Raw genomic sequence first — 12,094 nt, 5'->3', positions numbered from 1 at the left:
CGGGCCACTCGGCACACCCCGGTAGGGTCGGGTCATGGAACTGAACGGGGTTGGTATCTGGAGTTCACCGCTGCGTTATGGCGATTCCGCGGAGGCGGCCGAGGCGGCGGCCGAGCTCGACGAGCTCGGGTTCACCGCGCTGTGGGTGCCCGATGTCGGTGGGCCGCTGATGGATTCGGTGGAGAACCTACTTGGGGCGACCACCAAGGCGGTCATCGCCACCGGCATCCTGAACATGTGGATGCATGAGCCGGCAGACGTCGCAGCGGCGCACGCGCGCCTCACCGCAGAACACGGACCTCGGTTCCTGGTGGGACTGGGGATCAGCCACGCGCCGTTGATCGATGCCCAGGAGGCCGGTCGGTACCGGAAGCCGTTGGCCACCACCAAAGCCTTTCTCGACGGTCTTGACGCGGCGGCCGATCCGGTTCCGGTCGACAGTCGCGTCCTGGCCGCGTTGGGTCCCAAGATGCTCGCGTTGGCATCTGAACGCAGCCGCGGAGCGCACCCGTATCTGGTGACACCCGAGCACACCGCGATTGCGCGTGCGGCCGTGGGCGAGGGACCGTTGGTCGCTCCCGAGCAGACGGCGATCCTGGCGTCGGACCGCGATGAGGCGCGCGCTATCGGCACCAAGTGGCTCACCGGCTACCTCGCAATGCCCAACTACGCCAACAACCTCCTGCGCCTGGGCTTTTCCGAGGACGATCTGCAGACGGTCAGCGACCGACTGTTCGACGCACTGATCGCCTGGGGTGACGAAGCGGTCGTGCTCGACCGGATCGAGGCACATCGTGCGGCGGGCGCCGATCATGTCTGCGTCCAGGTCCTCCAGGCCGACCATCGCGCGATGCCCCGCGAGCAGTGGCGGAGATTGGCTGCCGCCCTGAGATAGCGGGCGTCGGATGGAGCATTGCACGGAATGTGCGTAGCGTGGAGCGCGGACTGCACCCGAGGAATATACCCGTAGGGGTATGCATTGGAAGTGTCATGAGCACTCGTGAGATCACCATCGACAATCTGCAAGAGACCATCGGCCAGGACGGCATCGTGCTGCTGGACTTCTGGGCGGGATGGTGCGGACCATGCCGCCAGTTCGCGCCAGTGTTCGAGAAGGCGTCCGAGACGAACGACGACATCGTGTTCGGCAAGGTCGACACCGAGGCAGAGCAGCAGCTCGCCGGCGGGTTCGGCATCCGATCGATTCCAACCCTGATGGCCTTCCGAGATGGTGTCCTGGTTTTCAATCAGCCGGGGGCACTGCCTGCTGCGCAGCTCGACGAATTGATCGGCGCGGTCCGCGACCTCGACATGGATCAGGTGCGCGCCGAGATCGCCGCCGCCGAGAAGGAACAAACCAACAGCTGAGCGCTGGGGCGGGCCAGCCCGACGACGTGTGAGGTGAACGTGCCGATTGTCGGCACGCTCACCTCACTTTCGACGTCGAGTCGAAACGCGACCGTGGTCTGTCGGGCGAATCCGTAGGGTGGAGTCGTGGACGACTCTCGACGGTGTCTGGTGACCGGAGCCACGGGCTACGTCGGTGGCCGTTTGGCGCCCCGCCTGCTGGCCCGCGGACATCGGGTGCGGGCGCTGGCCCGCACCCCGGCCAAACTCGCCGATGCGCCCTGGGCCGCCGACCCCCGCGCAGAGGTCGTGCGTGGCGACCTGTCCGACCGTGATTCCCTGCTCGAAGCTTTCGTCGACATCGACGTTGTCTATCACCTGGTGCATTCAATGAGCACCGACGCCGACTTCGCCGACGAGGAGCGGCGGTCCGCACAGAACGTGGTGGCCGCGGCGTCGGCCTGTGGGGTGTCGCGCATCGTGTATCTGGGCGGTCTGCATCCCGAGGGTGTGGAGTTGTCCGAGCATCTGGCATCACGCGCCGAGGTCGGCGAGATCCTGATCGATTCGGGGATCGAGACGGTCGCGCTGCAGGCGGGCACCCTGATCGGATCGGGGTCGGCATCCTTCGAGCTGATCCGGCACCTCACCGAGCGATTGCCGGTGATGACCACACCACGGTGGGTGCACAACAAGATCCAGCCGATCGCCGTCGGCGACGCGTTGCACTATCTGGTCGAGGCAGCCACCGCTGACGTGCCGACGTCACGGACGTGGGATCTCGGCGGACCGGATGTCCTGGAATACGGCGACATGATGCAGCGATACGCCGAGGTCGCGGGCCTGCCCCCACGACGGATGATCGTCCTGCCCTACCTCACCCCCACCATCGCGAGTCGCTGGGTGCGCCTGGTGACCCCGATCAGGGGCAAGATCGCCCGCCCACTGATCGAGTCACTGGAGTGCGATGCGATCTGCCACGAACACGACATCGACGATGTGATCGCCCCGCCGACCGGCGGACTCATGACCTATCGCGCGGCGCTGGCCGCGACGCTGCAGCGGGTGGCCCGCGGCGACAACTCGGTGGAGTGGTCGAACGCGACCGCCGACACATGCGCTGCCGAACCTCTACCCACCGACCCGCCATGGGCCGGAGAGGTGTCGTTCGGCACCGTCGATCGACGCGTCGAGGACCGGTCAGCCCCCGATCTGTGGCGGCGCCTGCGATCGCGCACGGGCACGCGCTGGGAGGTCGTGGCGGCCACCGAGCCGACGCATCTGCGGATGGGGACCGAGCGCGGACAGCCCGGCCGCGCGTTCGTCGATCATGCGATCACCGACAGATCCGCCGACGGACACGTCGGCGCCGAACTCGTCACGACCTCGACGTTCTTTCCACGGGGACTCGGCGGTCTCCTCTACTGGCGGATCGGCGTAGCGTTACGAGCGCTCGGGGCTTCGCGCTGGGACCCGTTCCGATGACAGGTTGTGCTCTGCCAACAGGCGGGGGTGAACCGGTCGGTGCACACAACGCCCGCTCCGACGTGATACTGGTAACGCCGAGACAAAATCTCGCACCACTTGCATACGCGACCAAGAACTGGAGTTGAGAAGAGAACATGAGCGCGGAGAAGCCGACCATCATCTACACGCTGACCGACGAGGCGCCGATGCTCGCGACCTACGCCTTCTTGCCGGTGATACGCGCGTTCGCCGATGCCGCCGACATCAACATCGAGACCAGTGACATCTCGGTCGCCGCGCGCATCCTCGCCGAGTTCTCCGATCTGCTTCCCGACGACCAGAAGGTGCCCGACAACCTCGGCGAGTTGGGCCGGCTGACCCAGCTTCCCGAGACCAACATCATCAAGCTGCCCAACATCAGTGCGTCGGTCCCCCAATTGCTGGCGGCCATCAAGGAGTTGCAGGAGAAGGGCTACGACCTGCCGGAGTTCCCGGGCAATCCCAAGACCGACGAAGAGAAGGCGATCCGCGACCGCTACACCAAGTGCCTGGGCAGCGCGGTCAACCCGGTTCTGCGTGAGGGCAACTCCGACCGGCGAGCCCCCAAGGCCGTCAAGGAATACGCCCGCAAGCACCCGCACAGCATGGGTGAGTGGTCGATGGCGTCGCGGACCCACGTCGCGCACATGACCGAGGGCGACTTCTATCACGGCGAGAAATCGATGACCGTCTCCGGCGACCGCGAGGTCAAGATGGAGCTCATCACCTCCGACGGCGAGACCCTCGTTCTCAAGCCGAAGGTGTCGCTGACCGACGGCGACGTCATCGACAGCATGTACATGTCCAAGAAGGCGCTCGTCGAATTCTACGAAGAGCAGATCGAGGACGCTTACAAGACCGGCGTGATGTTCTCGCTGCACGTCAAGGCCACGATGATGCGGGTGTCGCACCCGATCGTGTTCGGACACGCGGTCAAGGTGTTCTACAAGGATGCATTTGCCAAGCACGGCGAACTGTTCGACGAACTCGGCGTGAACGTCAACAACGGTCTGTCCGACCTCTACAGCAAGATCGAGTCGTTGCCGAGCGCGCAGCGCGAGGAGATCATCGACGACCTGCACAAGTGCCACGAACACCGGCCCGAACTGGCGATGGTCGATTCGGCCCGCGGCATTTCGAACTTCCACTCCCCCAGCGATGTCATCGTCGATGCGTCTATGCCGGCGATGATCCGTGCCGGCGGCAAGATGTATGGCGCCGACGGGCGGCTCAAGGACACCAAGGCCGTCAACCCGGAGTCGACCTTCTCGCGGATCTACCAGGAGATGATCAACTTCTGTAAGACCAACGGGCAGTTCGATCCGACCACCATGGGCACCGTGCCCAACGTCGGGCTGATGGCGCAGAAAGCCGAAGAGTACGGATCGCACGACAAGACGTTCGAGGTGCCGGCCGCGGGCGTAGCCAACATCACCGACCTGGCCACCGGCGAGGTGCTGCTGACCCAGGACGTCGAGGAGGGCGACATCTGGCGGTTGTGCATCGTCAAGGACGCCCCGATCCAGGATTGGGTGAAGCTGGCCGTCACGCGTTGCCGCGATTCCGGGATGCCGGTGCTGTTCTGGCTGGATCCGTACCGCCCGCACGAAAACGAGCTGATCAAGAAGGTGCACAAGTACCTGCCCGATCACGACACCGAGGGTCTCGACATCCAGATCATGTCGCAGGTCCGAGCGATGCGGTACACGCTGGAGCGGGTCATCCGTGGGATGGACACCATCGCTGCGACCGGCAACATCCTGCGTGACTACCTCACCGACCTGTTCCCCATCCTCGAACTCGGCACCAGCGCCAAGATGCTGTCCATCGTGCCGCTGATGGCCGGGGGTGGTCTGTACGAGACCGGTGCGGGTGGATCGGCACCCAAGCACGTCAAGCAGCTCATCGAAGAGAACCACTTGCGGTGGGACTCGCTCGGCGAATTCCTGGCGCTCGCGGTGAGCCTCGAGGAACTGGGCAAGAAGACCGACGACAAGCGTGCGGTGCTGCTGGCCAAGGCGCTCGACGCGGCGACCGGCAAGCTGTTGGAGAACGACAAGGGACCGTCGCGGGCCGCCGGTGAGCTCGACAACCGGGGCAGCCAGTTCTATCTGGCCATGTACTGGGCTCAGGAACTCGCCGAGCAGACCGAGGATCCCGACCTCGCCAAGCGTTTCACGTCGCTCGCGCAAGCCCTCGCCCAGAATGAGGACGCGATCGTCGGCGAACTGAACGGAGCGCAGGGAGATCACGTTGACCTCGGCGGCTATTACTACCCGGACCCGGAGATGACCGCCTCGGTGATGCGCCCGAGCAAGACGTTCAACGACGCGCTGGCCGCCGCGCGAGACTGAGCCGAACGGGAACCACAAGCAGAACTGACATCCACGGCGGTTACGACCGCCGTGGATGTCAGTTCTCGATGTGGTTGGAGACCGGGCGGACCGTTCGACGCTGAGCGTTCGGCCCAACGTCAGACGGGCAGCTGCCCGCCGCTCGAGCGCCGCAGGTCCGAGAATGCCCGGATCGTCGTCGACAGTGCGGTGGCCACCGGCCGGGTGTCTGCGCTCCCCTCCTGGCCGACCTCGGACTTCGACACCATGACCACGTTGTCGATGTACGGCTGGATAGTGCTGGTGTTCTGCACGGTCGCGACGATGATGAGCTGGAAGCCGAACTTGCGGAACGCCGAGAGCGCCTGTTGCGCGAACTGCGGATCGGACTTCGAGAACGCCTCGTCGAGCATGAGCTGCGCGAAGATCGGGCGGTTGTCGGTACCGTCCGGACTCGCCAGGTTGAAGCTGAGCGCGCCGGCCAGGCAGAACGCCATCAGCTTCTCCTGTTCGCCGCCGGAGTTGTCGCCCGCGTTGCTGTAGGTGCGGATGGTCTCGCCGGTCACCGCGTCGTGTTCCTCGCAGTAGAAGTCAAAGCGGTTGCGCACGTCGAGGGCGTCGCGGGTCCACTGACGATCCTCCGGCGTCACCCCGGCCAGCCGCTCGCGCAGCAGCAGTATGTCCGCATACTGCTCCAGGATCGCCTGTTCGTCGCCGAAACTCACCGCAGTGGTGCGCTGAGAGATCTGCCTGGCCCGCTCGCTGAGATCGGCCACCGCAGCCAGATGCTTGCGTCCCGGGTGCAATCGCAGCCGGGTCCCGCGGTTGAACGCCACCGCACCCAGGCCGGTGTTGACACGCTCGATCTGTTCGACGATGCGACGCTCCTCGGCGTCGGCGGCCATGTGCAGGTTGAGAATTGCGCCCGGGGCCTGTTCGGTGATCAGGCGACGCATCCGTTCATAGGCGGCCGGCAGTTCACGCTCGTCGATCCGGCGGCTCACCGCGACGTAATCATGGATGCGTTCGTCGAAGTCGTCGCTGTCGTTCGGGACCGCGTCGGGGAACTCCTCGTCGTAGGTGTCGAGGATGCGGGCCAGTTCGTCGCGGGACCGTCGCGCGTCTGCGCGCATCCGATCGCGGTCCTTGGCCACCAGCTTCAGCAGTTCCTGCCGATACGGCTCCGGCGCCAGCACATCGAGGCTAGCCCCGGATTCTTCGCGGAAGCCGTCCAGCGTCTGCTCGGCCTGGGTGGAGATGTCCTCGATGTCGAGCCGGTCGACGAGGTCGAGCAGCTGGGTGCGCCGTCGATCATGTCCGGCGATCTTGTCGCGCACCAACGCCGCCTGCGAGATCGCCCCGCGTACCTGGTCCCAGATGTCATCGGCCTTGCGCTGCAAGGCTTCCACATCGGGGTGCTCGTCCATCAACAACTCGTACTGTTCGGTGAGCTGCTCCACCCGTTCATCGGCCGAGTCGGTGTCGATCTCACTCCACTGGGTGAACTGTTCGCACACCCTGCGGTAGGAGTCGCGCCGGTGTTGCTTCTCGGTACGTTCGCGGTCGAGCGCCGAACTGGCCTCCCGCGCAGCGTTGTACGCGCGTTGTTCGTCGTCGAACTCGGCCTGCAGCGCGGCGATCTTCGCGTCGACGTCCCCGACGAAGATGTGCTGGGACGGACGCAGCGACTGCCGGTCGTCCTTGACCGCGAGCTTGGCCGAATCCTTGCGCAGACCGCGGTCGGTGACGGCCTTGGCGTGCTCGGTGAATTCCGTCGGCGACTCGACACACACGTAGTTGCCGAGCCGGGTGAGGATGGCCATCGCCTCGGCCGCACACGGGTGGCCCGGGTCCACCGACCGCAACGTTGCACCGAGCGTGCCGGGTTCGGGCGCCGGTGCAGTGCGATTCTCCGCGTGGTGCAGCTGGATCCGACCACGCATGTCGTGGGTGTTGACGAAACGCAACGCGGCTCGGAAATGCTCCGCGGGAACCAGGAGTCGTAACCCGGCCGAGCGCAGCACCTTCTCGACCGCCAGCCGCCAGCGTTCGTGCTCGGGTCGGAGTTCGACGAGTTCGGCGACATAACGGAGTTCGGCTTCGTCGACCTGCAGGGCCTGGGCGATCACCCGGCGCATCTCGTGCTCGGCCCGCGGAAGCGCCGAACCGGCCTGCACCACCCGTTGCAGTTCGTCGTGGGCGGCGTCGCGCTGGGATCGAGCGGCGACTTCGCGTGCCAGGGCATCGGCGTAGTGAGCCTTGCCGGCGTCGAGCTGCCCGTCGATCCGGGTGGCCTCCTCCATCAGATGCTCGCGCAGCGTCCAGAACTCCTCGGCATCGTCGGGGAGGTCGAAATCGAGCGCCGAGACCTTGGTGTCATACGAACTGCGCCGCGCCGCGACGTCGTTGCCGGCGCGCTGCGCGGTGGTCAGTTGTTCCTGTAGCGGTGCGAGGTCACCGGTCGATGTGGCGATCCGCGACAGCAGATGACTGTGGTCCTGGCGGAGCTGATCGTGTTGCGCGGTCAACGCGGCCAGATCGGTGTCGAGGCGGGCTATCTGGTCGTCGAGATCGGAGATCTCGGGCTCCGCGGTCCGACGTCGCAGGTTGTTGAGATACGCGCGGACCGACGCAGTGTCGATCGTGTCGAGCACCGAAAACGTGGCCGATTCGGCGGCGTAACGTTCGTGCACGGTCTCGATGTTGCCGAGGATGGTGCGCTTGCGCCGCGCTACGTCGAGTAGCTCACGAGCTTCGACCAAGGGGTCGATCTGTTCGAGGGCGTCGGTGATACCCACGATGCTGCTCGGTTCGTCAAGCATGAATTCCCGCACGAATTGCGCGAGGCCGCCGACGCTCTTGAGTGATTTGGCCTTTCCCAACAATTGTTGCGCGGCATCCGAACCGCGGATACCGATCAGCGAGTAGAGCGAGGACAGGTACTTGCCCTCTCCCGGCCCGCCTCGCCAGCCGAGATCCCGGAAGATGGCGGAATTGTGGTTGGCCCGGGCCCACTCGTTGCACACGTCGACGATGTCGATGTCGCCGTCATGGATGAAGTAGGTGCTCGAGGCGTCGGTCATCTTGCCCGCCGCCAGCCATTTCAGGACCAGGCCGGTGATGGCCTCGCCCGAGGTCGAGGTGTACGTCACCGCGATCGCGGCCCATGCCGGTCCCGAGCCACGCAGGTACATGATCTCGCGCTGCCCGCCGGCGCCGCTGCGGCGTTCACCCCACGCACCGCGGATGTATTTGCCGACTGTGCGGCGGCCACTGGACGAGCCGGCCGCGGTCGCATCGCCGGATGCGTTGAAGTTGCGTCGGTGATCGGGTAGGAACGCCAATGAAATAGCATCCAGCAGTGAGGATTTGCCGCTCCCCGACGATCCGGTGATGAGGGATCCGCCGGCACTGAACGGAATCGAGTGATAGCCGTCGAACACCCCCCAGTTGATCAGCTGTAGTCGCGACAGGTGGTACTGGTCCACAGCTCCGTTCACCACTCGTCTCCTTCGTCGTCCCTGTCGTGAATGTCCCTGTCGTGAATGTCCCCGTCGTGAATGTCCTCGCCGTGAACGTCCCTCTCATCGCCGGTGTACGCACTCCGGATGGCCGCATCGGCCTGATCCGGCGATTCGCCGATGTCGTCGCCGAGTTCGCCGGCACCGATGAACTGTTCGAACTGCCGCTGCAGGTCGGTGATCACCGACGCGGTCATCACCGCCGAGATGACCGGGCTCACCGTGAAGGTGTCCGGGTCGTCGCGGTGCTTGCGCAGGAAGTCCATCTCCTCGAGCTTGTCGATCGCACGTCCGATCCGCTTGTCGAACAACGCCAGATCGCGATCGATGGTGTTGGTGACGCCGGCGAAGAGCTCGTGGATCTCCTCCCGGGTGATCAGTACATGTTCGTCGCGGGATGCCCGCACGTACTTGGCCAGGTGCAACGCGAGGATGGCGTCGTAGGTGTGGATGGTCTCACGTTTGAGGATTTTTCGTCCCCACCGCGAGTCGTAACCGGCCTGTTCCACGAAGGCCACCTCGACTTCGTCGACGACCCGTAGCCGCAGGTCGAGTTCGGAGAGCCGAACTCGCAGTGCGTCTTGGTATTCGATCACCCATGCCCACAGCTGGGGCTGACGGTCGCCGCTCACGTAGCGACGGGTCAGCAGGTTCTGCAGCGCCCAGCAGGCCCGGTCCGGTAGGGCGCTGACGTCGCCTTCGAAACGCGGGGCGCCGGGTGTGTCGTCCGGTCGACCTTTTTCGACGGCGGGCAATTCGTCGAATCCGGTGTACTCCTCGGACCGCTGGTCGCCGCGGTCGTCCCGAATGTCGGTGCTGTTACTCACGATGCTGCGTCGACCTCCGCGGTGGGGATGGGTTCGGTGAACGACAATGCGGGAACCTCGATGGCCTGATCCTCGCCTTCCAATGATCGGAACCGGATGATGGTCGACTCGGAACCCTCTGTGCCGGGCTGACGCAGTGCCCAGGACCACAGCACGATCACATGTGCCAGATAGGGTTCGTCGAGCCGGGCGAGGACGTCGGACAGTGTCGCGGGGCCGTCGGCGAGGGCCGCGTTGACGGTCTCGGTCAGCTCGACGGTGTCGACCTGCCCGGCGAGCGACGCAAACGAACTCAGATCGGCGCCGGCGGTGGCCGGGGTGGCCTGCGCCGGTGGCGTCCGATCGCGGATCTCGAAAGCGAGCCGGCCGATCGAGGTGACCGATGGTGTCGCCAACGGCAGCTCGTACCCGATGCGGCGGTCGGCCAGTGATGACTTGAGCAACTCATGCGCTGATGCGAGCGCGTCGTTGAGTTGTCGGGCGACGCCACGGCTCTGCTCCAGCGTGCCGGCGGCGACGAAACGACGGATACGGCGGGCGCACCGCTGCCGGGTCCGGCCGACCTCCCCCATCTGTTGGGTCACCAATTCGAAGAAGTTGTCCATCACCGATCGGAGCCCGGGTTCGATGTCGGGCAGCTGGTCGGTCACCGTGGAGATATCGGTGACGAGTCGTTCTCGCTGGGTCGGATCCTGGATCATCTGGGTGAACGCGTGATACGAGGTGCTCTGCGACGACTCGAGCAGGGCCTCGTAGTCGTCGAACAGCCGGCGTTGCCGATCGCGATAGGCCAGGTCGGAGTCGTGCGGGTCATCGAGGAGTTGGGTGGTGATGCGGTCGAGCATGGCGCCGTACTGTCCGATGTCGGAGACGATCTGCTCCATCTGGTAGGCGATCGCACGAGCCTCGTCCTCGGCGCTACGCAGATCGGGTCGGCGTCGGCGACCGGCATCGAGGTCGGCGAGCTCGGCGTCGAGTTCACTGATCTGGTGTTCGATTTCCTCGCGGATCTGGCCCGGATCGTCGGAGACCTGGCCCGCCACGCGTCGTAGTCCCGCCGCGATGCCGTTGATGGACCCACCCGTGGCGACACTGTCGGCTCGCCGCAGGCGTCGCATGTAGTCGAGGACCGAACGCGCTTCGGCGGTCAGGTGGCAGATGTTGTGTCCCGTGGCCGCTGCCGGCTCGGTGACCCGGTGCACCCATCCTTGTTTGGCCCACAGTTTGATCAGCTCGAGACCGTCGGGCTGATCACTGACCCCGAGTTCGGCGAGATCGCGTTCGAGGCGCACCGTGAGTTCGGGTTCCGTGCGTCGGGCGCCGAAGTCGAGGTGACGTTCCATCAGCGTCACATACAGCGCCGAGTTGGTCGCGGAGAACAGTCGCACCGCCGCCGATCGCTGAATCGAGCGGTTGGCGTCCCACGCCTGCGCCAACGTCGGCTGCTCTGAGTTGTCCATCGCCGCCTCACCGGGTCGCAGGGAAAGAGGACCCGAGGTAGTGTGCCACGTCCGCGCTCGACACTCGCACGGTGCAGGGGGCTGTATGGCCATCGGCCGAGGTCAGTGTGGTGCCGATGACCATTCGGACCGTCACCAGCTGTCTCGCAGGATGGCGGGTGCCCAGTCGGGCCAGCGCGCGTCGCCGACCAGCGTGCCGCCGGTGAACTCGGCCACGATGGCCGGCGCAACGCCGCTCGCGTTGTCGTAGACCGTCGCCTCGTCGGTGCACCCGATGGCCTCAACGGCCAACGGCCACACCCGTCGGTGGCGCGCGCGGATCTTGTCCTCGGGAACCGCGTGGCCACCCGCATCGACCCGATGTCGCACGCGCAGGACCGAGATGGTCTCCGGCACCAGGAGAACGTGCAGGACGACGACGTATCCCGCCGCGTGGGCGCGGCCGATGAGATCAAGCTTCGCGGGATGGGAGAACACCGTCTCGGCGATGAATGACCGCCCGTCGGTGATCAACCGATCGCGAGTGGCCGCCGCGACCTCGGCCGCCTCATACGATCGCGCCGCGGAGTCGCCGGGCCAGCGCTGCCGCGCGATCAGATCGGCATTGACGAAGACACTGCGCGCCAACAGTGGCGCGAGCGTGAGTTCGACGAAGGTCGATTTACCCGCCCCGTTGGGGCCGATGACCAGGTCGAGACGTCTCACTCGTCGGCCACGTGGTGCACACTGCCGTCCGGACGGTATTTGACGATGCGGCCGGCATCGTCGAGGGCCACCGTCGTGACACCGCGGGCCACCTGCGTGGCGCGATAGTCTGCGTTCGCGAGATCTTCGGCGACCCGCGCCCGGATCTCGGCGTTGAACACCCGACCCTCATCGACCGAGAGGTCATCGACCGGGTGCGCCCCGCGTAGTGCTGCGCGCACCCTACTCAGTGCAGCCGACTCGTAGGCGGTCACCGCGCGTCCGACCCGTGCCCAGTGTTCGAGCTGTTGTCTGCCGGTTCGTTGTTGTCGGCGGCCCTCGCTGATCGCGCTGTCGATCAACTCGGCGTCAAACCGGGTCACCTTGTCGGCGGAGCGAGGCATGTGTGTACTCCC

The 12,094-nt window shown here is 65.6% G+C and carries 9 protein-coding genes; 4 read left to right on the top strand and 5 right to left on the bottom strand.

All coding sequences use genetic code 11. From position 1 onward, the window contains the following. The first annotated feature begins 34 nt into the window (after positions 1–34). The 4 genes from VX037_RS12070 (at position 35) to VX037_RS12055 (ending at position 5,207) form a co-directional block, all read left to right on the top strand. Positions 35–895 (top strand): LLM class F420-dependent oxidoreductase, encoded by an 861-nt coding sequence (locus tag VX037_RS12070; protein ID WP_328714427.1) that lies wholly within the window; start codon positions 35–37, stop codon positions 893–895. Positions 896–990: 95 nt separating this feature from the next. After that, on the top strand, positions 991–1,368 hold the full coding sequence (gene trxA, locus VX037_RS12065; protein ID WP_235726001.1) for a thioredoxin: 378 nt from the start codon (positions 991–993) through the stop codon (positions 1,366–1,368). A 126-nt stretch (positions 1,369–1,494) separates the two neighbouring features. Continuing rightward, positions 1,495–2,832: an NAD(P)H-binding protein gene (locus tag VX037_RS12060; protein ID WP_328714426.1), complete on the top strand. Its 1,338-nt coding sequence runs from the start codon at positions 1,495–1,497 to the stop codon at positions 2,830–2,832. Between the two features lie 137 nt (positions 2,833–2,969). After that, the gene (locus tag VX037_RS12055) at positions 2,970–5,207 is read left to right on the top strand and encodes an NADP-dependent isocitrate dehydrogenase (protein ID WP_328714425.1); all 2,238 of its coding nucleotides are present in this window, start codon (positions 2,970–2,972) and stop codon (positions 5,205–5,207) included. A 119-nt stretch (positions 5,208–5,326) separates the two neighbouring features. Here the strand turns inward: VX037_RS12055 and VX037_RS12050 are convergent, their stop codons facing one another. From VX037_RS12050 to VX037_RS12030, 5 genes are all read right to left on the bottom strand, one after another. Next, on the bottom strand, positions 5,327–8,686 hold the full coding sequence (locus VX037_RS12050) for an ATP-binding protein (RefSeq protein WP_328714423.1): 3,360 nt from the start codon (positions 8,684–8,686) through the stop codon (positions 5,327–5,329). Then, positions 8,683–9,534, bottom strand: a complete 852-nt coding sequence (locus tag VX037_RS12045) for a DUF4194 domain-containing protein (protein WP_328714420.1) — start codon at positions 9,532–9,534, stop codon at positions 8,683–8,685. Before VX037_RS12045 ends, VX037_RS12050 begins: the two co-directional genes overlap by 4 nt. Continuing rightward, on the bottom strand, positions 9,531–10,994 hold the full coding sequence (locus VX037_RS12040; RefSeq protein WP_328714418.1) for a DUF3375 domain-containing protein: 1,464 nt from the start codon (positions 10,992–10,994) through the stop codon (positions 9,531–9,533). Before VX037_RS12040 ends, VX037_RS12045 begins: the two co-directional genes overlap by 4 nt. A 132-nt stretch (positions 10,995–11,126) precedes the next feature. Next, positions 11,127–11,699, bottom strand: a complete 573-nt coding sequence (locus tag VX037_RS12035) for a zeta toxin family protein (protein ID WP_266063324.1) — start codon at positions 11,697–11,699, stop codon at positions 11,127–11,129. Beyond that, positions 11,696–12,082 carry a TA system antitoxin ParD family protein gene (locus VX037_RS12030; RefSeq protein WP_328714416.1) on the bottom strand — a complete coding sequence of 129 codons (387 nt, stop codon included), beginning with the start codon at positions 12,080–12,082 and terminating at the stop codon, positions 11,696–11,698. The genes VX037_RS12035 and VX037_RS12030 overlap by 4 nt, the downstream gene beginning before the upstream one ends. Positions 12,083–12,094 lie beyond the last annotated feature (12 nt).

The organism is Gordonia sp. Z-3 (assembly GCF_036233855.1).
Classification (GTDB): domain Bacteria; phylum Actinomycetota; class Actinomycetes; order Mycobacteriales; family Mycobacteriaceae; genus Gordonia; species Gordonia tangerina.
This window is presented reverse-complemented; position numbering and strand designations above follow the sequence as displayed.

Coding starts and splice junctions, on each gene's coding strand:
- VX037_RS12070 (WP_328714427.1), top strand. CDS start 35: ATGGAACTGAACGGGGTTGGTATCTGGAGTTCACCGCTGCGTTATGGC.
- trxA (WP_235726001.1), top strand. CDS start 991: ATGAGCACTCGTGAGATCACCATCGACAATCTGCAAGAGACCATCGGC.
- VX037_RS12055 (WP_328714425.1), top strand. CDS start 2,970: ATGAGCGCGGAGAAGCCGACCATCATCTACACGCTGACCGACGAGGCG.
- VX037_RS12040 (WP_328714418.1), bottom strand. CDS start 10,994: ATGGACAACTCAGAGCAGCCGACGTTGGCGCAGGCGTGGGACGCCAAC.
- VX037_RS12030 (WP_328714416.1), bottom strand. CDS start 12,082: ATGCCTCGCTCCGCCGACAAGGTGACCCGGTTTGACGCCGAGTTGATC.